18 protein-coding genes and 1 pseudogene are annotated in these 23,835 nt (G+C 71.4%); 8 read left to right on the forward strand and 11 right to left on the reverse strand.

Going from position 1 to position 23,835, the window contains the following annotated elements:
* Positions 1-4: 4 nt before the first annotated feature.
* From ABZT06_RS13055 to ABZT06_RS13065, 3 genes and pseudogenes are all read left to right on the forward strand, one after another.
* Positions 5-301: pseudogene (locus tag ABZT06_RS13055) on the forward strand (GNAT family N-acetyltransferase); the annotation flags it as partial.
* Between the two features lie 88 nt (positions 302-389).
* The gene (locus tag ABZT06_RS13060; RefSeq protein ID WP_355739164.1) at positions 390-1,190 is read left to right on the forward strand and encodes a sugar phosphate isomerase/epimerase family protein; all 801 of its coding nucleotides are present in this window, start codon (positions 390-392) and stop codon (positions 1,188-1,190) included.
* Positions 1,191-1,273: 83 nt separating this feature from the next.
* Positions 1,274-2,509: an MFS transporter gene (locus tag ABZT06_RS13065; RefSeq protein WP_355739167.1), complete on the forward strand. Its 1,236-nt coding sequence runs from the start codon at positions 1,274-1,276 to the stop codon at positions 2,507-2,509.
* 56 nt (positions 2,510-2,565) lie between these two features.
* On the opposite strand, the gene ABZT06_RS13070 is transcribed toward ABZT06_RS13065, so the two are convergent.
* The 4 genes from ABZT06_RS13070 to ABZT06_RS13085 all read right to left on the reverse strand — a co-directional run bounded on the left by ABZT06_RS13070 (position 2,566) and on the right by ABZT06_RS13085 (position 5,333).
* Entirely contained in the window at positions 2,566-3,063 is a 498-nt protein-coding gene (locus ABZT06_RS13070; RefSeq protein ID WP_355739169.1) for a GNAT family N-acetyltransferase, read from the reverse strand.
* Positions 3,064-3,102: 39 nt separating this feature from the next.
* Complete coding sequence (locus ABZT06_RS13075) at positions 3,103-3,735, reverse strand: GNAT family protein (RefSeq protein WP_355739172.1); 633 nt, start codon at positions 3,733-3,735, stop codon at positions 3,103-3,105.
* A 7-nt stretch (positions 3,736-3,742) separates the two neighbouring features.
* Entirely contained in the window at positions 3,743-5,002 is a 1,260-nt protein-coding gene (aroA, locus tag ABZT06_RS13080; RefSeq protein ID WP_355739175.1) for a 3-phosphoshikimate 1-carboxyvinyltransferase, read from the reverse strand.
* An 85-nt stretch (positions 5,003-5,087) separates the two neighbouring features.
* A complete protein-coding gene (locus ABZT06_RS13085) occupies positions 5,088-5,333 on the reverse strand; it encodes a hypothetical protein (protein ID WP_355739178.1) in 246 nt (81 codons plus the stop codon).
* 370 nt (positions 5,334-5,703) lie between these two features.
* On the opposite strand from ABZT06_RS13085, the gene ABZT06_RS13090 reads away from it, so the two are divergent.
* Together ABZT06_RS13090 and ABZT06_RS13095 are read left to right on the forward strand one after the other, a co-directional pair.
* Complete coding sequence (locus ABZT06_RS13090) at positions 5,704-7,500, forward strand: glycoside hydrolase family 3 protein (RefSeq protein WP_355739181.1); 1,797 nt, start codon at positions 5,704-5,706, stop codon at positions 7,498-7,500.
* Between the two features lie 132 nt (positions 7,501-7,632).
* Positions 7,633-8,274: a hypothetical protein gene (locus ABZT06_RS13095; RefSeq protein ID WP_355739184.1), complete on the forward strand. Its 642-nt coding sequence runs from the start codon at positions 7,633-7,635 to the stop codon at positions 8,272-8,274.
* A gap of 39 nt (positions 8,275-8,313) precedes the next feature.
* Here ABZT06_RS13095 and ABZT06_RS13100 read toward each other — a convergent pair whose 3' ends face one another.
* The 5 genes from ABZT06_RS13100 to ABZT06_RS13120 form a co-directional block, all read right to left on the reverse strand.
* Entirely contained in the window at positions 8,314-9,753 is a 1,440-nt protein-coding gene (locus ABZT06_RS13100; protein ID WP_355739186.1) for a S28 family serine protease, read from the reverse strand.
* A 110-nt stretch (positions 9,754-9,863) separates the two neighbouring features.
* Positions 9,864-10,253 (reverse strand): hypothetical protein, encoded by a 390-nt coding sequence (locus ABZT06_RS13105; protein WP_355739189.1) that lies wholly within the window; start codon positions 10,251-10,253, stop codon positions 9,864-9,866.
* A 75-nt stretch (positions 10,254-10,328) separates the two neighbouring features.
* Complete coding sequence (locus tag ABZT06_RS13110) at positions 10,329-14,033, reverse strand: ABC transporter ATP-binding protein (protein ID WP_355739191.1); 3,705 nt, start codon at positions 14,031-14,033, stop codon at positions 10,329-10,331.
* A 93-nt stretch (positions 14,034-14,126) separates the two neighbouring features.
* Positions 14,127-15,152, reverse strand: coding sequence for an esterase-like activity of phytase family protein (locus tag ABZT06_RS13115; protein WP_355739194.1), 1,026 nt, complete (start codon positions 15,150-15,152; stop codon positions 14,127-14,129).
* Between the two features lie 48 nt (positions 15,153-15,200).
* Complete coding sequence (locus tag ABZT06_RS13120) at positions 15,201-16,043, reverse strand: serine hydrolase (RefSeq protein ID WP_355739196.1); 843 nt, start codon at positions 16,041-16,043, stop codon at positions 15,201-15,203.
* A 143-nt stretch (positions 16,044-16,186) separates the two neighbouring features.
* Between ABZT06_RS13120 and ABZT06_RS13125 the strand changes: the two genes are divergently transcribed.
* The 3 genes from ABZT06_RS13125 to ABZT06_RS13135 all read left to right on the forward strand — a co-directional run bounded on the left by ABZT06_RS13125 (position 16,187) and on the right by ABZT06_RS13135 (position 21,165).
* A complete protein-coding gene (locus ABZT06_RS13125) occupies positions 16,187-18,400 on the forward strand; it encodes a glycosyltransferase family 39 protein (RefSeq protein ID WP_355739199.1) in 2,214 nt (737 codons plus the stop codon).
* A gap of 252 nt (positions 18,401-18,652) precedes the next feature.
* The gene (locus ABZT06_RS13130) at positions 18,653-20,152 is read left to right on the forward strand and encodes an FG-GAP and VCBS repeat-containing protein (protein ID WP_355739202.1); all 1,500 of its coding nucleotides are present in this window, start codon (positions 18,653-18,655) and stop codon (positions 20,150-20,152) included.
* 206 nt (positions 20,153-20,358) lie between these two features.
* Positions 20,359-21,165 (forward strand): endonuclease, encoded by an 807-nt coding sequence (locus tag ABZT06_RS13135; RefSeq protein WP_355739204.1) that lies wholly within the window; start codon positions 20,359-20,361, stop codon positions 21,163-21,165.
* 18 nt (positions 21,166-21,183) lie between these two features.
* Here the strand turns inward: ABZT06_RS13135 and ABZT06_RS13140 are convergent, their stop codons facing one another.
* Both ABZT06_RS13140 and speB read right to left on the reverse strand, forming a co-directional pair.
* The gene (locus tag ABZT06_RS13140) at positions 21,184-22,866 is read right to left on the reverse strand and encodes a thiamine pyrophosphate-binding protein (RefSeq protein ID WP_355739207.1); all 1,683 of its coding nucleotides are present in this window, start codon (positions 22,864-22,866) and stop codon (positions 21,184-21,186) included.
* Complete coding sequence (gene speB / locus ABZT06_RS13145; protein WP_351988212.1) at positions 22,863-23,831, reverse strand: agmatinase; 969 nt, start codon at positions 23,829-23,831, stop codon at positions 22,863-22,865. Before speB ends, ABZT06_RS13140 begins: the two co-directional genes overlap by 4 nt.
* Between the last annotated feature and the right edge of the window lie 4 nt (positions 23,832-23,835).

Genomic DNA, 23,835 nt, shown 5'->3' on the forward strand with positions numbered 1-23,835 from the left:
ACGGTGCGTGATGTGCGTACGGGACGACGCGCCCGCCACCGCCCGGCTGCGACTGCTCCTCGTCGAGCCCGAGGCGCGCGGACTCGGCATCGGGGACCGGCTGGTGTCGGCCGTCGTCGACTTCGCGCGCGGTGTCGGCTATCGCGACCTGGTGCTGTGGACCAACGACGTCCTCACCGCCGCCCGCCGCGTCTACCAGCGCCACGGTTTCGTCCTCGCCGCCGAAAAACCCCACCGCTCCTTCGGCAAGGACCTGAACGGGCAGGACTGGCGACTGGACCTGACGGGGACCGGTGAGTGACGGCGGTCGGCCGCCGTCGGCGGAGTCTCCAGGCCGGCCGCCGCCCCCGGCTGGACCTCACCGACTCCACCGGGTGAGAGTAGGGCGCATGAAACTGGCGTTCTCCACCCTCGGTGTCCCCGGCCTCCCCCTCGCCGACGTGCTGCGGCTCGCGACCACGCACGGCTATCACGGAGTAGAACTGCGCGCGCATCCGGAGGAGCCGGTGCACCCCGGTATCGGGCTCGCCGAACGGGCCGACGCGGTCGCCGAGTTCAAGGCGGCCGGCGTGGAGGTGCTGGGGCTCGCCGGGTACGCGCGCGTGGCCGCCCCCGGTGACGACGAACCCGTGGTCGAGGAGATCCACCGCCTCCTGGACCTCGCCCGCGACCTCGGCGCCGGTTTCGTGCGCGTCTTCCCCGGCGCCGCCTCCGACCAGTCCCGCGAGGACGCCGACGCCACGGCCGCCCGGCGACTCGGTACGGCCGCGGAGTACGCCGGCGACCTCGACGTACGCATCCTGCTCGAGACCCATGACTCGCACCGCACCGGCGCCGACGCGATCCGCATCCTCGGCCCCGTCGGCCACCGCCAGGTCGGCTCGCTCTGGGACGTCATGCACACCTGGCTCGGCGGCGAACAGCCCTCCGAGACCTACGCGGCCCTCGCCCCGCACCTCGGATACGTCCAGGTCAAAGACATCGCCTCGGCCGAGGACACCACCCCGGTCGCGCTCGGTGCCGGGGTCCTGCCGATCGCGGAGTGCGTGGAGGTGCTCTCCCGGCACGGCTGGGACGGCTGGCTGTGCTGGGAGTACGAGAAGCGCTGGTACGAGGCGGCGGCGCCGCTGGAGGAGCTGCTGGAGGCGGGGCGCGACCACCTGGCCCGGCTCCTGAACGACTCCGCCTGACGCGATTATTCGGTGGCCGCGGCGGGGACGGCCCGATACCGTCCCCGGGTGCATCAGCCCACCCCCGCCCCGCTCCCCGCGTCATGAGCCTCAGCCGCACGTTCCTCGATGTACGGCCCCTGCGCACCTCACCGGTCTTCCGGCGGCTGCTGTTCGGGCGCACGGTGTCCACACTCGGCTCCTTCATGACCATGGTCACCGTCATGTACCAGGTCTGGGACATGACCCACAGCACGGTCTGGAGCGGCGCGGTCGGCGTCGCCCAGGCGGTGCCGATGGTCGGGGTCAGCCTGTTCGCGGGTTCCTGGGTCGACCGGGCCGACCGGCGCCGGGTGTACCTCACCGGCACCGTCGGCTCGGCGGTCTGCTCCCTGCTGCTGGCCGCGCAGGGTTTCGCCGGGCACGCGCCGGTGATGGTGGTCCTGCTGCTGGTCGCTGTGCAGACCTCCTTCGCCGCGCTCGGCGCGCCCGCCGCCGGGGTGTTCGTGCCACGGCTGCTGCCCCGCGAGCAGGTGGCCGCCGGTCTCGCGCTCCAGCAGGTCACCGGTCAGGCGATGATGTTGGTCGGCCCGGCCGTCGCCGGGGTCGTGCTCGGCTGGTGGGGCATCGGCGTCTGCTACCTCGTGGACACCCTGAGCTTCACGATGTCCTTCTACGGCGCCTACGGTCTGCCCGCGCTGCCGCCCGAGGGGGAGAAGTCCCGGCCCGGGGTGCACGGTGTCCTGGACGGGCTGCGCTTCCTGACCGGTCACCGGGTGGTGCGCGGCGCGCTGCTGACCGACCTGGCCGCCACCGTCCTGTCCATGCCGGTGAGCCTGTTCCCGCTGGTCAACGAGGAGCGCTTCGGCGGTGACCCGCGCACGCTCGGACTGTTCCTGTCCGCGCTCGCGGTGGGCGGTGTCGCCGCGACGGTGTTCTCCGGCCCGGTGACCCGGCTGGCCCGTCCCGGGCCGGTGATGCTGTGCGCGTCGGCGACCTGGGGCGCGGCCCTCGCGCTGTTCGGCCTGACCACCAGCGCGTGGGCGGGCCTCGGCATCCTGGCCGTGGCCGGCGCGGCGGACTCCATGTCCGTCCTCTCCCGCACCACCATCGTCCAGACCCACACCCCCGACGCCCTGCTCGGCCGGGTCACGGCCGCCGAGACGATCGTCGGCCAGGCGGGCCCGCACCTCGGCAACCTGCGCGGCGGCCTGGTCGCGGGCTGGAGCTCGGGCGTGACGGCACTGATCACGGGCGGCCTGATGTGCGTGGCGGCGGTGGGGTACGTCGGGGCGAGCACACCGCAGCTGCGGGCGATTCCGGCCACGGACGAGGCGTGATCCTCGCGTGCTGACTCAACTCCGCTGGTTGGGAACGGAGTCGCCCCGCTCAGGTCTCACCGCGGCGTGATCGTCCAGTGGTTGCTGCGCAGGACCCGGTCCGCGAACGGCATGTCGACTTCGCCGAGCAGGCGGAAGCCGAGTGAGCGGCAGATGCCGTTCGAGGGGCCGTTGCTCGTCGCCGGAAAGGCGTGGATGTCGCCCCACCGGTGTGCGGCCCACGCCTGATCGAGCAGGGCGCGGACCGCGCGCTTGCCCAGCCCCCGCCCCTGGAACTCGGGAAGCACCATCCAGCCGATCTCCGAGAGGGGGCCGTCCCCGGGGTCGTGGGACCAGATGGTCAGCGCTCCCGCCACTACCTCGGGCCGGTCCGGGTCGGGGACGATCATCTTGATCCAGGACTGATCAGCCGCTGCCTCCGCCGCGTCCCGGCGCACCTTGTCCGCCATGCCCTCGCGCGGCAACGGCCCGCCGAGGTCGGCCATCATGACGGGGTCGCACCGCATCCGGACGTAGGCGTCCACGTCGTCCACCGCGACATCACGCAACAGCACCGGGTCCTCCAGAGCCCCCGTCCCTCTCTCGACCTGCCCTCACCCCCGCCGCGCCACGAACCTCGCCACCCGCTCCTCCAGCCGCTTCCGGCACTGCGGCCACTCCTGGGCCGTGATGGAGAAGATCGCGGAGTCGCGCAGGCGTCCGTCCTCGCCCGGTGCCCAGGAGCGGGACCAGTTGCGCAGGACGCCCTCGAAACGGGCGCCCACGCTCTGGATCGCGGCGCGGGAGCGGTCGTTGCGGGCGTCCGTCTTCAGGTCGACGCGGGAGACGTCCCACTCCTCGAAGGCGTGCCGGAAGAGCAGCAGCTTGGCCTCGGCGTTGATGCCGGTGCCCTGCGCCGAGGCCCCCAGCCAGGTGAAACCGACCTCGACGGCGTCGAGTCGATCGTCGGAGCGCCAGCACCGCGGCTCCCAGAACGACGTCGCCCCCACCGCCCGCCCCGTCGCCACCGAGACCTGGGCGTAGGGCGCCAGCCGTCCCGTCGCCGCCCGCGCGAGTTGCGCGTCGATGTAGTCGGCGACCTCGTCGGCCCTGGGCACCCACGTGAACTCGTAGGTGCCGCGGTCCTCCTCCGCCGCCACGGCCAGGTCTGCCGTGTGTGCGTGGTCCAGCGGCTCCAGACGTACCGACTCGCCTGCCAGGACCGGCCCTTCCAGCTGGAAACTCAACGCTCGTTCACTCCCGGATGCCCCTTCGCAGTGCGGCGAACGCCTCATGGAAACCGGGGAAAGTCTTCCGTACGCATCCGGGATCGTCGAACGAGATTCCGGGGACCCGAAGGCCGGTGACCGCGAAGGACATGACGATGCGGTGGTCGCCGTACGACGTCACCTGAGCGCCGGTGGCCGCTCCCGGCCGGATCTCGATCCAGTCCGGGCCCGTCGCCACCCGCACGCCCAGCCGCCGCAGGTTCTCCGCGCAGGCCTCCAACCGGTCGCACTCCTTCACGCGGGTGTTCGCCACGTCCTCGATGCGGACCGGGCCGGAGGCGAAGGGCGCGATCGCCGCGAGCGTCGGCATGGTGTCCGAGATGTCCCGCATGGTGACCGTCAGGCCGCGCAGTTCGCCGGTACCCCGGACCGTGGTGGCGTCGGCGCCCACGGACACCTCCGCGCCCATCCGCCGCAGGACGTCCACGAAGCCGAGGTCGCCCTGGAGGGCGCCCGTGCCCAGGCCGGGGACCGTCACCTCGGCGCCCGGGGTCACCGCCGCCGCCGCGAAGAAGTAGCTCGCCGTGGACGCGTCCGGCTCGATCGCGTAGGTCGTGGCGCGGTAGCCGCCCGGCGGGACCACGAAGACGTCGCCTTCCCTCGCCACCTCCACCCCGAACGCCCGCATCATCGCGAGGGTGATCTCGACGTACGGCGCCGACACCAGGTCGGTGACGCGGATGCGCAGGCCCCGGCGGGTCAGGGGGCCGAGCAGCAGCAGCGCGGTGAGGTACTGGGAGGACTGGCCCGCGTCCAGGACCACGTCCCCACCCTCGACGCCCGCCGCCCGTACCGTCAGCGGATGGTGGCCCTCCGCCTCCGCGTGGCGCAGGTCCACGCCCAGGTCCCGCAGCGCACGCGACAGGGGCAGCAGCGGGCGTCGGCGCATCTGGGGCGAGGCGTCGAAGCGGTAGGTGCCGTGGCCGGCCGCGGCCAGGGTGGGAAGGAAACGGGCGGTCGTCGCGCCGTCACGGCAGTACACGTCCGCCTCGGCGAGAGCCGGTCCCTGCGGGCGGCCGTCCACCTGCCAGGTGTCCGGCGTACGGCCCACCCGGTAGCCGAGCCGTACCAGGCCCTCGGCGAAGCCCTCCGTGTCGTCCGAGCGGAGGGGGCGTACGAGGGTGGTGACCCCGTCGGCCGCGGCGGCCAGGAAGAGGGCGCGGGCGGTGATGGACTTGGAGCCGGGGAGGGAGACGGTCTGCGGGGCGGGCGTGTCGGCGGGCATGGCCCTCATGATCGCCCAGGACCGCCTCCGACGCCGGGACGTCCACGGGATGGACCTCGGAGTCACCCGGCCCGCCGGCCGCCGCTCAGCGGCCCGGGCGCCGCTTCCACCGGTCGTCCGGCAGCGGCGACTTACGGTCCGTCTGCACCTGGAGCTCGACGTACGAGTCCGCGGCCGTCCCGTGCCACACCTCGTCGTGTGCCGCGAGCGCGCCGCGCAGGGCTCCGCCCGCCGTCCCACGGCGCCGGACGTGCCGGGCCGGCAGGGCGAAGAGGGCCAGGGGCACGGCGAGACCGGCGAGGACGGTCAGGAGCGGCAGCGACTGGCTCATGCGCCGACCCTACGCCGGGGGCGTGACCGGCTCCAGGTGCCGACTCATTCGTCCCGTTGGCCCCGGCCTCACCAACTTGGGGAAATCGGGCGGGAGCCGGGAACCCCGCCCCGCCCCCGCTCGTCAAACCCGCAAGCTGCCGGAGAGTCACCGTGGTACGGCGTCGGCCTCGCTGCTGGCTGCGAACGCTGACCAACCCTCTCCTCCGTACCGCGGCCGGCAGCACGCCGTCATCGGCGCGCCCCCCTCCAACAGCGCCGATGGCGGCACCCTCCGGTTACTGTGCACTCCCTTGACTGGCAGAAACTTCCCGGTTATTGGTGACTTCTCGGAAGTTTCCTTCAGCGGATCACCTCCGGAAGGAGCGCACGTGCCCTCCAGACGTACCGTCCTCGCCGCGACAGCAGGCGTCGCCGCCACTCTCGCCGTGAGCGGGACCGCATACGCCGACGACAAGAAGGACGACAAGAAGCTCCGCTCCCTCATCTCCCGTATGACGCTCGAGGAGAAGGTCGGCCAGCTCTTCGTGATGCGGGTCTACGGCCACTCCGCCACCGCCCCGGACCAGGCCGACATCGACGCCAACCTCAAGGAGATCGGCGTCCGTACGGCCGCCGAGATGATCGCCAGGTACCGGGTGGGCGGGATCATCTACTTCACGTGGGCGCACAACACCCGTGATCCGCACCAGATCGCCGATCTGTCCGACGGCATCCAGAAGGCGTCACTGCACCAGCCGCGCGGCCTGCCCGTCCTGATCTCCACCGACCAGGAGCACGGGATCGTCTGCCGGGTCGGCGAGCCCGCCACCCTGTTCCCGGGCGCCATGGCGATCGGCGCCGGCGGGTCGCGGAAGGACGCCCGCACCCTCGGCCGTATCGCCGGGCAGGAGCTCAGGGCCCTCGGCATCCGGCAGAACTACTCCCCCGTCGCCGACGTCAACGTCAACCCGGCCAACCCCGTCATCGGCGTCCGCTCCTTCGGGGCCGACCCCCGGGCCGTCGCCGGGCTCGTGGCCGCCGAGGTCGGCGGGTACCAGGGCGCCTGGGTCGCGGCGACCGCCAAGCACTTCCCGGGGCACGGGGACACCGCCGTCGACAGCCACTACGGCTTCCCCGTCATCACCCACAGCCGGGAGTTGTGGGAGACGCTGGACGCCGTCCCCTTCCGGGCCGCGGTCCGCGCCGGCATCGACTCGGTCATGACCGCGCACATCCAGTTCCCGGCCCTCGACCCCTCCGGCGACCCGGCCACCCTCTCCCACCCGATCCTCACCGGCATCCTGCGCGGCGAACTCGGCTACGACGGGGTCGTCGTCACGGACTCCCTGGGGATGGAGGGCGTCCGGCAGAAGTACGGCGACGACCGCGTCCCCGTCCTCGCCCTCAAGGCCGGCGTCGACCAGCTCCTCAACCCGCCCTCCCTGGACGTCGCGTGGAACGCCGTCCTGAAGGCAGTGCAGGTCGGCGAGCTCACCGAGGCGCGGCTGGACGAGTCGATCCTGCGCATCCTGCGCCTCAAGTCCCGGCTGCGGCTGTTCGAGGAGCCCTACGTCGGCCAGGGCGGCGTCACCCGGACCGTCGGCACCCCGGCCCACCTCGCCGCGGCCGACCGCATCGCCGAGCGGACGACGACCCTGCTGGTCAACGAGAAACGGCTGCTGCCCCTGTCGCGGCTCACCCACCGCAAGCTGCTCGTCGTGGGCGCCGACCCCGCCTCCCCGTCCGGTACGACGGGCCCGCCGACCGGAGTCCTCGCCGCCGCCCTCACCGAACTCGGCTTCACGGCAACCGCCCTGTCGACCGGTACGGCCCCCTCGGCGGCCACCGTCGCGCAGGCTGTGGCGTCGGCACGGGACGCGGACGCGGTGATCGTCGGGACGTACAACATCACGGCCGCCCAGAAGGCGCTCGTCGAGCAGCTCGTGGCGACGGGGCGGCCGGTGGTGGCGGTCGCGATCCGCAACCCCTACGACGTGGCCCAACTGCCCACCGTTCCGGCCTGCCTGGCGACCTACTCCTGGACCGACGTCGAACTGCGGGCGGCCGCGCGGGTGATCGCCGGGAAGGCGGCACCGCGCGGGAGGCTGCCGGTGCCGGTGCAGCGGGCGGACGACCCGGCGACGGCGCTGTACCCGGTCGGGTACGGGCTGTCGTACGGCCGATAGCACGCGGGGCGTAGTTCCCGTACGACGCACAACTCGCACATCACCCCCGAAAGGCGCAAAGGACCCCACATGTCTGGCGTGGCCCCGCCGGGACGGTCACGCTGGACCTGGGGGTAGTCCGGGGGGATGGCGATGCGCGACAGGTTTTCCACGGGGGTGGTGTGCCTACTGGCGGCGCTGCTCGCCGCCCTGCTGACGGGGTGCACACAGCCGGCGGCCGGCGGGGAGAACGACAAGGGGCCCGCCGCGACGGCCTCCGTCTCGCCGTCCGCGACCCGGGCCTCCGGTTTCGGCGCGGTGTTCCTCGCGGTCGACGAGTGCAGCTCCTTCGGCAAGGCCAGCTTCACCGAGGTGCCCTGCACCGGTGAGCGGGCGGCGGCGCGGGTCGTGGCCCGGCACGACGGCACCCCGGCCGACGGGCCACCCTGCCCGGCGACCACCGACTTCGTGCTGCACATCAGTGAGCAGAGCCAGGTCTCCGACGAGGACGGCGACGGGGCGGTGCCGCAGGGGTACGCCTGCATGCGCAATCTGCAGCCGCCGCACCCCGGCGATCCCGGTGGCGGGGGCGGCCCGCGGACCATCGTCGGTGACTGCGTGTACGGCTCGGGCAGCGGGCAGGTCAGGGAGACCGCGTGCGACGGCAAGGGCGAGCGGAAACCGCAGTACAAGGTGGTGAAGGCGGTCGCCCGGCGCAGCCTGTGCCCGCTGTCGACGGCCCTGTACGTCCAGCTCGGCGGCCCCCAGCCGGTGGGCTGCGCCCGGCCGTTGTGATCCCGGCCGGGCGCAGCGCGCGGACTGCGGTTCTACAAACTACGGGCGCAGGGCGGGCTCGCGCTCCACGTCCCGTACGTCCAGCTTCCGGTCGAACGCCGCGAGCGGCTTCGCCTCGGTCACGGCGGGGGCCGGGACACCCGCCCAGGCGAGGATCCTGGCCGTGGCGAACGCCTTCTGGTCGGCGACCAGACCGGCGACGTTCGCCCCGTGGTTCATGCCGGGCGCGGTGAACACGTACGCGTCCTTCGCCCCCTTGTCGACGCGGAACCGCTCCGCGCCCCACGGGTCGTTCTGGCCGTAGACGTACAGCATGTGGCGGGCGTTGCCGCGCACCCAGCTGTCCACGTCCCGCATCGCGTACGGCTGGAACTTCGTCGGGATGCTGCGCGGGACGAAGTTGCGCGGCGGCTGGTAGCCGTAGCGGATGTACTTCTTCTCGATGTACGGGAACTTGATCGTCGGCGCGCCGAGCTGGGTGGCCGCCTGGTAGTAGTACGGCGTGTACGTCTCCAGACCCTGGTCGGCGTAGGCGGAGAAGCCGGAGATGGTGTCGACGGAGTTCCAGATCTGGTCGTCGGTCGCGGTCTTCGCGTTCGGCGGGATCAGCTCGTCGTCACCGCAGTTGGCCAGCAGGTTGTACTGCCAGAAGCCCCAGACGTAGTCGAGTACGACGGCCTCGTACGCCTTGTCCAGGCTGCCGACGGTGGTGAAGGTGAAGCCCTCGGTGGCGGCGTACTCGGCGTACTTCTTCTCCAGCGGCTCGCGCCGCACCAGGGCTTCGCGCTGCACCGCGTTCAGCCGGTCGCGGCACTCCTTGGTGCCGACCTTCTCGAAGAAGCGGTCGTAGGCCGAGTCCTCGTTGTTCACCACGTCGTTGGGGGCGACGTAGGCGACGACACCGTCCATGTCACGCGGGTAGAAGCGCTCGTAGTAGGTGGCGGTCATGCCGCCCTTGGAGCCGCCGGTGGCGATCCAGTTCCTGGTGTAGATCTTCTTCAGCGCCTTGAAGATGCGGTGCTGGTCGCTGGCGGCCTGCCAGATGTCCAGCTTGCTCCAGTCGGCCGGGGCGGGCCGGGAGGGCGTGAAGAAGCGGTACTCCATGGAGATCTGGTTGCCGTCCACGATCTGGGTCGGCTCGCGGCGGCTGGGTGTCGTCGAGACGTTGTAGCCACCGGTGTAGAACACCGTCGGCCGGCTGACGTCCTTGTGCAGCACGGTGATCCGCTGCTGGAACGTGCCCTTGGACGGGTGCCGGTGGTCGACCGGCTGGGTGTAGTTCAGGACGAAGAAGCGGTAACCGGTGTACGGCTTCTCCTCGATCAGGCTCATCCCCGGGACGGCGAGGAGCTGATCCTTGATGTCGGTGGTGGCACCGGTGCCTCTGGCCTCCGGCTCGGCGGCGGTGGCCGCTCCCGCCGTGCCGACCGTGCCTATGAGCACGACCAGCGTGAGAAGCCATCTGAGCGCCTTGCGCATGCACCCTCCCCTGTGAGTACAGATGTGCGCCGGACGCTAGCGGCGCAAGTCCGTTCCGCACCAGGGGATATGGCACCTCGATGGGGAAAACCCTGTGAGGAGGCTGTGCGTCAGACCCGGATCCAGCCGTCCGAGTCGTACCTGCCCCGTCCCACCCCGCCCTTGATCCACACCTTGCGCTGCCCGGCGTGCACGGTGACCGGACCGGCCCGGTACTTGTACTGGCCCGTGTCCTCGACCGGCCGCAGCCCGTAGGCCCGCAGACTCACCATCATGTACTGGCGGGCCCCCGGACGCGCGGGAAGCGTGATCGCGCACACGTAACCGCGCCGCTTGTAGACCTCCACCCTGCCGGTGGAGAACGGGAACGACCTGACCTTGCGTCCCTCGCACGACGAGGCCGCGGCGTGCGCCTGTCCCGGCACGGCGACCCCGAGCATCCCGGCCGCCGCCGTCACGGCCAGCCCCACCGCAAGCCGCCGTATCGCTCCACTCTTCACTGCCGTCCCTCCCGCAGCTCTTCCGGGCGTACAGGTGTACGGACGCAGAACGTATGTCGGACGGTTGCACGACCGTCAGCGGGACACCTCGACCGGCTCCCCTACGAACGTCCGCCACAACTCGGCGTACCGCCCCTCCCGCGCGAGCAGTTCGTCGTGGGTGCCGTCCTCCACCACGCGGCCGTGATCCATCACGACGACCCGGTCGGCGCGGGCCGCGGTGGTCAGACGGTGGGCGACGACAAGCGTGGTACGGCGGCCCGCGATGCGGTCGGTGGCCTGGTTGACCTGGGCCTCGGTGGCCAGGTCCAGGGCTGCCGTGGCCTCGTCCAGAAGCAGGATGTCCGGGTCGACCAGCTCGGCGCGGGCCAGGGCGATCAGCTGGCGCTGGCCCGCCGAGAGGTTGCGGCCGCGCTCGGCGACCTCGTGGAGGTAGCCGCCCTCCAGCGTGGCGATCATCTCGTGGGCGCCGACCGCGCGGGCCGCCGCCTCGACCTCGGCGTCGGTGGCGTCCGGGCGGCCGTAGGCGATGGCGTCGCGGACCGTGCCCTGGAAGAGGTAGGCCTCCTGGGGGACCACGCCGAGGCGGTGGCGGTAGGAGGTCAGGTCCAGGGCGCGCAGGTCCGTGCCGTCGACCGTGACCCGGCCGCCCGTCGGGTCGTAGAACCGGGCCACCAGCTTGACCAGGGTGGACTTGCCCGCACCCGTCTCGCCGACGAAGGCGACCGTCTGACCGGCCGGGATCTTCAACTCGACGCCGCCGAGGGCCTCCTCGCCGTCGCCGTACGCGAAGTGCACGTTCTCGAAGGCGACTTCGCCCCTCAGGGAGAGGACTTCCAGGGGTTCTTCGGTGGCCTTCGTGGACGTCGGCTCCTGGAGCAGTTCCTGGATGCGGCCCAGGGAGACGGTCGCCTGCTGGTAGCCGTCGAAGACCTGGGAGAGCTGCTGGACCGGGGCGAAGAACAGGTCGATGTAGAGCAGGTAGGCGACCAGGGCGCCGGTCGTCAGAGTCGCCGCGTCCACCCGGCCCGCGCCCGAGATCAGCACGGCCGCGGCGGCGACGGAGGACAGCAGCTGCACGAAGGGGAAGTAGATCGAGATCAGCCACTGGCCCCGGATACGGGCCTGGCGGTAGCTGTCGCTGCGCTCCGCGAAGCGCGCCCCGCCGTCGCCCTCCCGCCGGAACGCCTGCACGATCCGCAGCCCCGACACCGACTCCTGGAGGTCGGCGTTGACCAACGAGACGCGTTCACGGGCGAGTTCGTACGCCTTCACGCTCGCCTTGCGGAAGAAGTAGGTGGCGACGATCAGCGGCGGCAGGGTCGCGAAGACGACCAGGGCCAGCTGTACGTCGATCACCAGAAGGGCGACCATGATGCCGAAGAAGGTGACGACCGAGACGAAGGCGGTGACCAGCCCGGTCTGGAGGAACGTGGAGAGGGCGTCGACGTCCGTCGTCATCCTCGTCATGATCCGGCCCGTCAGCTCCCGCTCGTAGTAGTCGAGTCCGAGCCGCTGCAGCTGGGCGAAGATCTTCAGACGCAGGGAGTAGAGGACCCGTTCGCCGGTGCGGCCGGTCATCCGGGTCTCGCCGATCTGGGCCGCCCACTGGACGAGGACCGAGAGCAGGGCGAGCAGGGTCGCCGTCCAGACGGCGGCCGTGGCCATCCGCGAGACACCGTCGTCGATGCCGTGCCGGATCATCACGGGGAGGAGAAGACCCATGCCGGCGTCCACCGCCACCAGCCCCAGGCTGATCAGCAGCGGCGCTCCGAAGCCCCGCAGCAGCCGTCGCAGTCCGTACGACTCCTCGGGCGTGACCGCGCGGGCCTCGTCGATGTCGGGGATGTCCGTCGCCGGGGGCAACGCGTCGACCTCGGCGAGGAGTTCGGGGGTGGCCGGGGTGCCGGCGAGAGCCGTGTCCTTTGGCTCGCGGTCACCGGTCCACAGGCGGGGCGTCACCCCGCGCTCGGCGTCGAACTCGGCGTCCAGTTCGTCGCGTACGGAGGTGTCCTCCTGGACGGCGACCGGCCGGGCGTGGCCCGGGGAGACGCCGCCGAGGCCGTCGGGGTCGGTGAGCAGGCGGCGGTAGAGGGGCGACCGGAGCTGGAGTTCCTCGTGGGTGCCGATCTCGGCGAGGCGGCCGTTCTCCAGGACGGCGATGCGGTCGGCGAGGTTCAGGGTGGAGCGGCGGTGGGCGATGAGGAGGGTGGTGCGGCCCTCCATGACGTGTTTCAGGGCCTCGTGGATCTCGTGCTCGACCTGGGCGTCCACGGCGGAGGTGGCGTCGTCGAGGACAAGCAGGCGCGGGTCGGTGAGGATCGCCCGGGCGAGCGCGACGCGCTGGCGCTGGCCGCCGGAGAGGGTGAGGCCGTGCTCGCCGACCTTGGTGTCGTAGCCCTCGGGGAGCTCGGTGATGAAACGGTCCGCCTGGGCGGCGCGGGCGGCCTTCTCCACCTCCTCGCGGGTCGCGTCGGGACGGCCGTACGCGATGTTGTTGCGGATCGTGTCGGAGAACAGGAAGGAGTCCTCGGGGACCAGGCCGATCGCGGCCCGCAGGGAGTCCAGGGTGAGCTCGCGGACGTCGTGACCGCCGATGAGGACGGCGCCGTGGGTGACGTCGTAGAAGCGCGGCAGGAGCAGGGAGACCGTGGACTTGCCCGAGCCGGAGGAGCCGACGACCGCGAGGGTCTCGCCGGGGCGGATCTCGAAGGAGAGACCGTCGAGGACGGGGCGCTCATGGTCGTAGCCGAAGGACACGTCGTCGAACTCGACGGTGGCGGGCGCGTCGGCGGGGAGTTCCTTGGTGCCGCCCTTCAGGTACGGCTCGGTGTCGATCAGCTCCAGGACGCGCTCGGTGCCGGCGCGGGCCTGCTGGCCGACGGTGAGGACCATGGCGAGCATGCGGACCGGGCCGACGAGCTGGGCGAGGTAGGTGGAGAAGGCGACGAAGGTGCCGAGGGTGATGTGGCCGCGGACCGCGAGCCAGCCGCCGAGCGCCAGCATCGCGACCTGGCCGAGGGCGGGGACGGCCTGGAGGGCCGGGGTGTACTTCGAGTTGAAACGGATCGTGCGCAGGCGGCCCGCGTAGAGGCGGCGGCCGACCTCCCGGAGCTTCCCCGTCTCCTGGTCCTCCTGCCCGAAGCCCTTTACCACGCGTACGCCGCTGACCGCGCCGTCGACCACGCCCGCGACGGCGGCGGCCTGGGCCTGGGCGTACCAGGTGGCGGGGTGCAGCTTGGAGCGGGAGCGCCGGGCGATCCACCACAGGGCCGGGGCGACCGCCAGGGCGACGAGGGTGAGCGGGATCGACAGCCAGGCCATGACGACGAGGGAGATCACGAAGAGGGCGAAGTTGCCGATCGTCATCGGCAGCATGAAGAGCAGGCCCTGGATCAGCTGGAGGTCGCTGGTGGCCCGGCCGACGACCTGGCCCGTGGACAGCTCGTCCTGGCGGCGGCCGTCGAGGCGGGTGATCGTGCCGAACATCTCCGTGCGCAGGTCGTACTGGACGTCGAGGGCGAGGCGGCCGCCGTAGTAGCGGCGGACGTAGGTGAAGACGTAGATGAGGACCGCCGCGACGATCAGGGCGCCCGCCCAGGGGGCCATGTCCCGGGTGTGGTCGCCGATGACGTCGTCGATGATCACCTTGGTGATCAGGGGGACGACCGCCATGACGGCCATGCCGCCGAGGGAGGAGCCCAGGGCGAGGACGACGTCCTTGGGGTAGCGCCAGGCGTACCCGGCCAGTCGTCGTGCCCATCCCCGTTGCGGTTCCACGCGGTGCCCTCCGGTTTGCCCGTCGTCCTGATCTACCGGAAGGCACCAACGCGGGCGGAGGCGGATTTCATCCCTCCGCAACATTTTCGGGCGTCAGACCCGCACCCTCAGGGAGTAGAAACGGGTCGTCTGCACCGCGTTCTGGTTGTCGTCGCTGACCAGGAGGACCTTCAGGCGGCCCTTGTCCCGGCCCGTGACCGCCATGCCCTCGATGTTGTCCAGAAGCGGGTTCGGCTGGGGCTGCTTCGCCGTCGCGCCCAGGGTGGGGCAGCTCGCGATGTCCGTGAGCAGGGTCTTCCTGATCAGTCGTACACCGGACTGGCCCGTGAGGTTCTCGACGCCGCTCGTGTCCGTCGCGTGGCGGGGGTCGGCCAGGTAGAGGCGGACCGTGTTGCCGACGCCGGAGGTGAAGCCGCGTTCCAGGACGAGGAGGCGGCCGTCGGGGAGGGCCTGTACTTCGGGGACGCCGAGGAAGGCGGCGTCGGTGCGGTAGGCGTACTGGGCGCCGAGCCGCCAGCTCCTTCCGTGCCGCTCCCAGGTCTGGAAGCGGACGGTGCCTGTCGTGTCACCGGAGAGCGCGTACTCCATGGAGGCGAGCAGGGTGCGGCCGCCGCTCATGAGGGTCAGGCCCTCGAAGGTCTGGTTCGCGGTGGCGCGGCCCGCCGGGGCGACCTGGAGGGAGGCCGGGACGGGGAGCCGGTCGAGGATCGTGCCGTCCTTCGCGTACCGGCGGATCGACGGCTCGGTCTCCGAGGTGATCAGCCGGGTGCCGTCCTTGTCGATCACCAGCCCCTCGGAGTCCAGCGCGGCGCCGTTCTCGTCGGCGAGCGGGAGGACCGACCTCGGCGCGAGGGTTCCCGCGTCCAGGCCGAAGAGGGCGGAACGGTCTGAGAGAGCGACGAGCGAGCCGTCCCGGTCCACCGCGAGCGCGGAGAGGTTGCCGACGAAGGTGCCGTCGTACGTCGTCTTGTCGAGCGCGTCGGAGAAGCGGTCGAGGGAGACGGACGGGGAGCAGGCGTGGCTCACCGGGGCCGAGGCGACGGCGGGTCCTGCCACCGTCAGGCAGGTCGCCGCCGCCAGGGCCGCGGTGGTGGTCGCGAGTACGGTTCTGAGCTGCATGGGCGTCACCGTAGGGCGGGCCGGTGACGTACGGGCGTCCGGCAGGCGTCAGCTCGCCGCGAGATCCCGGTGGATGACCTTGGCGACGCCCTGGATGGTGTTGACGCCGTAGTTCATGGTGCTGTTGCCGTGGGTGAGCACGGTGATCATGTAGTCGTGGCCGCCGCCCGTGAAGGTGCCGACGCTGTGCACCCGCCAGCCGTGCGTGGAGCGCTGGAGCCAGCCGTTCTTGACGTGCCAGGCGATGTTCGAGCCGCGGCCGTACGGTGTGCCCCAGCGCTGCGACGAGATGACCTGGCCCATCAACTTCAGGATGTAGGCACGCGCGTTGTCGCTCAGGACGGTGTTCTTCGCGGTGACCAGCTTGAGCAGCTTCTGCTCGTCGGTGACGGTGATCTGGGTCAGGCCCCAGTAGCCGTTGGCGCCCGGCTTGGTCTGGGTCATGCCGGCCGCGCCGAGGAAGCCCTTGATCTTGGTCAGGCCGAGCTGCCGCCACAGCTTGCTGGTGGCGTCGTTGTCCGACTTGGTGATCATGGCCTTGGCGAGAGTGCTCTCGGTGTCGGTCAGATACCTGTTGTGCTTCTTCGCGTCCCACAGCAGCGTGGCGAGGACGGTCACCTTGACCACGCTCGCCGAGTCGTAGGCGGTCGAGGAACGCAGGGTGCAGGTGGTTTTGGTCGTACGGTCGTAGAGGCCCACGGCGATCGTGCCGGAGCGGTTGGAGAGGGCGGACGTGATGTCCCGCTTGAGTTTGTCGGCGAGGCCCGCCTTGGCGGACGCGCAGCTGACGGCCGGTGCGGTCGCGGCGGCGGCCGGCGTGGCGGCGGCGACGCACGCGGCCAGCGCGCCCGTCGCGATCCATTTCGCGTATCTCGATATCCCCCGTGTCATGCCCAGTTGACCCGCGGGTTCGGGTGAATGGTTGTACGCATGGGGAATGGTTGTGCGAGTCGTTACCTAGCGCGTGGCGTTTTCACAGGTTGACACCAGGTACGTCACAGCCCTCACCCAAGCCCCCTCTGCACGATGCCCGGGTGACATCTGCCACCGATCCCCACCCCCACGCCGAGACCGTGTCCGCCGACTGGCCACCGCCGGCCCCGACCGCGGCACCCCCGGACAGGGCCCCGCGCTGGTCGCTGCCCGTGCTGCTCGCGATCCTCGCCCTCGCCGGGGTCCTCTACGGCTGGAACCTGAGCGGGAACAGCCTCAACAGCTTCTACAGTTCCGCCGTCTACAGCGGTACGCAGAGCTGGAAGGCATGGTTCTTCGGCTCGCTCGACGCGGGGAACTTCCTCACCGTCGACAAGCCGCCCTTCGCACTGATGATCATGGGGCTGTCGTGCCGGGTCTTCGGCTTCGGCACCTGGCAGATGATGCTGCCCGAGATCGCGGCCGCCCTCGGCACGATCTGGATCCTGCACACCTCCGTGAAGCGGGTGTTCGGGCACGTGGCGGCCGCGATCGCCGCGCTCGTGCTCGCGCTGACCCCGATCACCGTCGCGATCAACCGGGACAACAACCCCGATACCATCCTCGTCCTGCTGATGGTCGGCGGCGCGGCCCTCGCCCTGCGCACGGTGCGCACCGACCGGCTGCTGCCGCTGATCGGCTCGGCGGTCCTGTTCGGGCTCGCCTTCAACACCAAGATGCTCCAGGGCTACATCGCCCTGCCGGCCGTCTTCGCGGTGTACGTGTACGCCTCGAAGCTCGGCTGGAAGAAGAAGGCCGTCAACCTGGGCCTCGCCGCGGTGGCGTTGGCGGTCTCCAGCTTCTGGTGGGCGACCGCGGTCTCCCTCGTCCCGGCCGACGACCGTCCCTACATCGGCGGTTCGACCGACGGCTCCGCCTGGAACCTGATCATGGGCTACAACGGCCTGGGCCGGGTCCTCGGCGGCGAGGGCAACGGCTCAGGCGGTGGAGGCGGGGCCACCTTCGCGGGCAGCGCGGGCATCGGCCGGATGTTCAACGACGTCCTCGGCGGCCAGATCTCCTGGCTGATCCCCTTCGCCTTCCTCGCGCTCGTCGCCGGTCTGGTGCTGTGCGGCCGCGCCCCGCGCACCGACGCCACCCGCGCCGCGCTCGTGATGTGGGGCGGCTGGCTGGTGCTGCACTACCTGACCTTCGCGATGGCCGAGGGCACCATGCACCCGTACTACACGACCGCGCTCGCCCCCGGCATCGCGGCACTGACCGGCGCGGGCGGCGCCATGCTGTGGCGCGCCTTCCGCGGCGCCGACGCCCGCTGGTCCTGGGTGCTGCCGGCCGGGCTCGCGGTCACCGGCGTCTGGGCGATCGTGCTGCTGCGCCGGGCCACCGGCTGGAACACCTGGCTGTGGCCGGTCGTCGGTGTGGTCATGGTCCTGGCGATCGTGGGCCTGTTCTTCTTCCGTACGGCTGCCTCTGGGACGAGGCTCCGGCTGCTCGGGGTGTCGGTCGCCGCGGCGATCGTGGCGGCCCTCGCGGGCCCGACGGCGTACGCCGCCTCACCGGCCTTCTCCACCACCACCGGCGGGATGGGCGGCACCAACCCGACAGCCGGTCCGTCGACCGGCGGCGGCATGGGCGGTCCCGGCGGCGGTGGCGGCCGGGGCGGCTTCGGCGGCGACGGCGGTGGGCCCGGCGGCCGGCAGGGCGGTACGCAGCAGGGCGGCCAGGCCGGCGGGGAGTTCCCCGGCGGCAGCGGTGGCGGCCAGACGCCGCCCGGTGGCGGCACCGGTGAACTCCCGCAGGGCGGCGCGCCCGGGGACACGAACGGGGAACTTCCGGGCGCGGGCACGGCTCCCGGCGGCACCGGCGGTACGGCCGGTGGCCCCGGCGGTGGCGGCGGCATGGGCGGCAGCGTCGACAGCGCGCTGATCTCGTACCTGGAGAAGCACCAGGACGGCGCCGAGTGGCTGCTCGCGGTGTCCAACTCGCAGAGTGCCGGCCAGCTGATCCTCAGCACGCACAAGCCCGTCATCTCCATGTGGGGCTTCACCGGCACCGACCAGGCGATGACCCTCACCAAGCTCAAGGAGCTGGTGAAGAAGGGCGAGCTGCACTACATCCAGCTCGGCGGCGGTGGCATGGGCGGCAACAGCAGCCTCAGCCAGGAGATCACCAGCTGGGTGCAGAAGAACGGCACCGCGGTGAAGGAGAGCGACTACAGCGGCGCGAGCAAGAGCGGCGGCTCGGCCTCCGGCACCGGCTCGCAGACCGGTACCACCTCGACCGTCTACCGCCTGGACGCCTCGGACGTCGGCTGACCAGCACTCCGGCTGCCCCCCGTACGACGATGTCCCGCGCCCTTCCGGAAAGGGCGCGGGACATCGTCGTACATCCGACGGCCTCCGCCGAAGAACCCCCGGCATCACTACAACCCTCGGACCCTGCCGGAGGTCTCTTGATCGCCAACCGCCCGTGTCCCGTGGGACAACACCTGGCAAACACGGACGGTCCGCACCCCATCGACGCGGATGCCCGCCAGGCATCCCCCGCATGCCGCAGGAGAACCCCGCATGCACCAGAAGCACCACTCGCACCTGAGACTCGCTCTCGCGACGGCCGCCGCGGCCGCGCTGACGGGCGGTCTGCTCGCGGTCTCGGCGACGACGGCCACCGCCGCCGACTCGTTCAAGGTCGCCAAGGCCGACTTCAACGGCGACGGCATCGGCGACGTCCTGGCCTCGGCCCCCGGCGCCAGTGTCGCCGGTCACGCCAACGCCGGTCAGGTCGTCGCCCTGTACGGCAGCGCCTCCACCGGTGTGACCTCGGCCAAGCGCTCGGTCCTCAGCCAGAACTCCGGCAGCGTGCCCGGCAGCGCCGAGACCGGCGACTGGTTCGGCGCCGCGACGGCGTATGCCGACTTCAACGGCGACGGGTACGACGACCTCGCCGTGGCCTCCCCGTACGAGAAGGTCGGCACCGACACCGACGGCGGCGCCCTCGCGATCCTGTGGGGCTCGGCGAGCGGCCTCACCGGCAAGGCAAGCGACGTACCGGACCCGGCCGTCTCCTCGCACGACAACTGGGGCCTGTCCCTGGCCGCCGGCGACTTCGACGGCGACGGCAAGGCCGACCTGGCCGTCGGCAGCTCGGCCGCCACCCTCTACGTCTACAAGGGCGGCTTCAGCAGCTCCACCGGGCAGCCCGGCGGCCGCTACACCGTCAAGCCGCCGATCATGCCCGGCTCTTCCAGCTTCCCGTACGGCCCCGAGCAGCTCACCGCCGGCGACGTGAACGGCGACGGCCGCACCGACCTGGTGGTCGACGGCTACGAGACGCAGACCGAGAACGGCTGGAACACCAACTACTACCTGCCCGGCACGGCGAGCGGTCTGAGCGTCACGGGCATCAAGGCCCTCAAGCCGGGCATCGTCACCGGCATCGGCGACATCAACGGCGACGGCTACGGCGACATCGTCACCGGTGCCGGCTGGGACAGCACGACCGGCGACGGCCAGACCATCCCGGACTCCGCCAACGGCGGCAAGGTCAACATCACCTACGGCTCCGCGTCGGGCCCCGCCTCGACGACCGGCATCACCCAGAACACCGGGAACGTGCCCGGCAGTTCGGAGAAGGGTGACGCCTTCGGCTGGGACCTGGACCTGGGCGACGTCAACGGCGACGGCTACCAGGACCTGGTCGTCTCCACCCCGAACGAGGACCTCGGCAGCGTCACCAACGCCGGCATGGTCACCGTCCTGTACGGAGCGGCGAGCGGCATCAACACCTCCACCGGCCTCCAGTCCTTCGAGCAGAACACGACCGGCGTCCCCGGCACCTCCGAGAAGAGCGACCTGTTCGGCGCCGACGTCAAGCTCGACGACGTCAACGGCGACGGCAAGGCCGACCTGGTCGTCGGGTCGTACGAGGACGGCGGCGACGGAGCGGTGACCTACCTGCCCTCCACCGGCACGAAGATCGGCACGACCGGCTCCCGCGCCCTGTCCGTGACCGCGGTGGGCGTCTCCACCTCGGGCACCCCCCAGTTCGGCTCACTCTTCGCCGACTAGCCCGTCCCTTCTCTCCCTCGAGTCCATCGCGAACGGCCTCCGATCACGTGTCGGGGGCCGTTCGGCGTGTCAACTCGCGTAGACAAGGCCTGGTTTGCCGTTTCAGGTCACCCAATGGACACGCGCCATCCATTTACACCGCCGCATGTCCATGTCACGCTCCCATCTGCCGCCTCCATTCAACCCGCGTAGATGGGACCCCCTTTATGCTGGCGACACGCATCCGCAGCTGGAAGTCGGTGGCGCTCACCACCGCCGCCGTGCTGGTCGGGCTCGCCGCCCCGGTCGTGACCACGACCCCGGCCGCCGCCACGACGACCGCGTACGACGCGACGTACTACAAGAACGCGGTCGGCAAGACGGGCACGAGCCTGAAGTCCTCCCTGCACACGATCATCAGCGCCAACGTCTCGAAGATCTCGTACTCCGCGGTCTGGGACGCGCTCAAGGTGACCGACCAGGACCCGAACAACAGCAGCAACGTGATCCTGCTGTACAGCGGTGTCTCCCGCAGCAAGTCCCTCAACGGCGGTGACGTCGGCGACTGGAACCGCGAGCACGTGTGGGCCAAGTCCCACGGCGACTTCGGCGAGGTCACCGGCCCCGGCACCGACCTGCACCACCTGCGCCCGGCGGACGTGCAGGTCAACAGCATCCGCGGCAACCTGGACTTCGACAACGGCGGCAGCGCGGTGACCAACGGCGGCGGCAGCACCGTCGACTCCGACTCCTTCGCGCCTCGTGCCGCGGACCGGGGCGACGTGGCCCGCATGATCCTCTACATGGCCGTGCGCTACGACGGCGGCGACGGCTTCGCCGACCTGGAGCCCAACGAGAAGGTCAACAACGGCTCCAACCCCTACATCGGCAGGCTCTCCGTCCTCAAGGCATGGAACGAGGCGGACCCGCCGAGCGCCTTCGAGGAGAAGCGCAACCAGGTCATCTACGACACCTACCAGCACAACCGCAACCCGTTCATCGACCACCCGGAGTGGGTCGAGGCGATCTGGTAGGCGCCCGGCCGGCCCCGGCTACAGGTGTGTGGGTGCGAACATCCGCAGCACCGCCGGGAGTACGACCACCGAGGGCCCCGGGGACCCGAGCGCCTTCGACAGGTCGTCCGTGAGGGTCTCCGGGGTCGTACGGACCCCGGGGACGCCGAAGGACTCGGCCAGCGCCACGTAGTCGGGGCGGGTCAGCTCCGTCGCCGTGGCCTGGCCGAAGGCGTCCGTCATGTACTCGCGCAGGATGCCGTAGCCGCCGTCGTCGACGATCAGCCAGGTGACGTCGAGGGCGTACTGCTTGGCCGTCGCGAGCTCGGCGATCGAGTAGAGCGCGCCGCCGTCGCCGGATACCGCCAGGACCGGGCGGGTCGGGTCGGCCACCGCCGCGCCGAGTGCCGCGGGGAAGCCGTAGCCGAGGCCGCCGGCCCCCTGGGCCGAGTGCATGTGGTTGGGGCCCTTGGCGTCGAACGCCGACCAGGCCCAGTAGGCCAGGATCGTCATGTCCCAGAAGGACGGCGAGTTTGCGGGCAGCGCCTTGCGGACCGATGCCAACACGTCCTGTTCCAGGGTGAGTTCCTGGGCGGCGATGCGGCCGGAGACCTTCGCGAGGACGGTACGGACCCGCTCGGCGGCCTCCGTGTCCTCCCTCGGCGTCACCGTCTCCAGCAGCGCCTGCAACGCCAGTCGCGCGTCCGCGTGGATGCCGAGCGCGGGGTGGTTGGACTCCAGCTTGCCGAGGTCCGCCTCGATCTGGATCAGCCGGCCCCGCGGCTTGAACGTGTGGTAGTTCGAGGAGAGTTCGCCCAGTCCCGAGCCCACCACCAGGAGGACGTCCGCGTCCTCCAGGAAGTCCGTGGTGTGCCGGTCCTCGATCCAGGACTGGAGGGACAGCGGGTGCGTCCAGGGGAAGGCGCCCTTGCCGCCGGGCGTGGTGACCACCGGGGCCTGGAGCGCCTCCGCCAACTGCCGCAGCTTGCGGGACGCGTCCGCCCGTACGACTCCGCCGCCCGCGATGATCGCCGGGCGGGCGGCGCGGGACAGCAGGTCCGCTGCCACCGCCGTGAGTTCGGGACGCGGAGGGAGTTCCTCCGGGAACGCGTCGCCGCCCGTCACCACCGGGATCGACGTCTCGGCCAGCAGCACGTCCTGCGGGATCTCCACCCACACCGGGCCGTGCGGGGCGGTGAGCGCCGACTTCCAGGCCGCCTCGATCGCGGAGGGGATCTGGGACGGGGTGCGGACGGTGTGGACCGACTTGACCACGCCCCGGAACGAGGCGGACTGGTCCGGGAGTTCGTGCAGATAGCCGTGCCGGCCGCCGCCGAGTCCGGCCGTGGGGATCTGGCTGCTGATCGCCAGGACGGGCGCCGAAGCGGCGGCCGCCTCCTGGAGGGCGGGCAGGGATGTCAGCGCCCCCGGGCCCGTCGACAGCAGCAGCGGGGCCGCCTCCCCCGTGATCCTGCCGTACGCGTCGGCCGCGAAGCCCGCGTTGTTCTCCACCCGCAGGCCGATGTAGCGCAGGTCGGAGCGCCGTAGCGCGTCGAACACGCCGAGCGCGTGCTGGCCGGGCAGGCCGAAGACGGTCGTCGTGCCGAGCGCGGCCAGCGTCTCCACGACCAGGTCTCCGCCGTTGCGGCCGGGAGGAGGGTTGAGAGCAGCGGAAATCTGCGCCTCCGTCGGACGGAGCACCAGGTCGTGGTCGTGAGTCACTGCGCGCGGGCCTCTGCAATCTGGCGGGACATGATCGTGGTCAGTTCGTAGGCGGTGTGGGAGGCCGCCACCGATGTGATCTCCGCGTGGTCGTACGCGGGGGCCACCTCGACGACGTCCGCCGACACCAGGTTGCACGATGCCAGACCGCGCAGGATCTCCAGCAGCTCGCGGGAGGTCATGCCGCCCGCCTCGGGGGTGCCGGTGCCGGGCGCGTGGGCCGGGTCCAGGCAGTCGATGTCGATGGAGATGTAGAGCGGACGGTCGCCGATGCGCTGCCGGAGCTGGTCGGCGACCTCGTCCACGCCGCGCCTCATGACGTCCGCCGAGGTGACGATGCCGAAGCCCAGCTTCTCGTCGTCGTCCAGGTCCTGCTTGCCGTACAGCGGCCCGCGGGTGCCCACGTGGGAGAGGGCGGAGGTGTCCAGGACGCCCTCCTCGACCGCTCGCCGGAACGGCGTGCCATGCGTGTACTCGGCGCCGAAGTAGGTGTCCCAGGTGTCGAGGTGGGCGTCGAAGTGCAGCAGGGCGACCGGGCCGTGCTTCTTCGCGACGGACCTGAGCAGCGGGAGGGCGATGGTGTGGTCTCCGCCGAGCGTCATGAGCCGGGCGCCCGTCCCCAGCAGGTCGTCCGCGGCCGCCTCGATCGTCTCGACGGCCTCGTTGATGTTGAAGGGGTTCACCGCGATGTCCCCGCCGTCCGCGACCTGCGCCAGCGCGAAGGGGGACGCGTCCTGCGCGGGGTTGTAGGGCCTGAGCAGCCGGGACGCCTCTCGGATCGCGTTGCCGCCGAAGCGGGCGCCCGGCCGGTACGAGACACCGGAGTCGAACGGCACCCCGACCACGGCGACATCGGCCCGGCCGACCTCGTCCAGGCGCGGGAGCCGGGCGAAGGTCGCGGGTCCGGCGTAGCGCGGGATGCGGGAGGAGTCGACGGGGCCGCGGGGGGTCTCGGGGGAGCTCATGGTC

This window comes from Streptomyces sp. NPDC005483 (assembly GCF_040606035.1).
Taxonomy (GTDB): Bacteria; Actinomycetota; Actinomycetes; order Streptomycetales; family Streptomycetaceae; genus Streptomyces.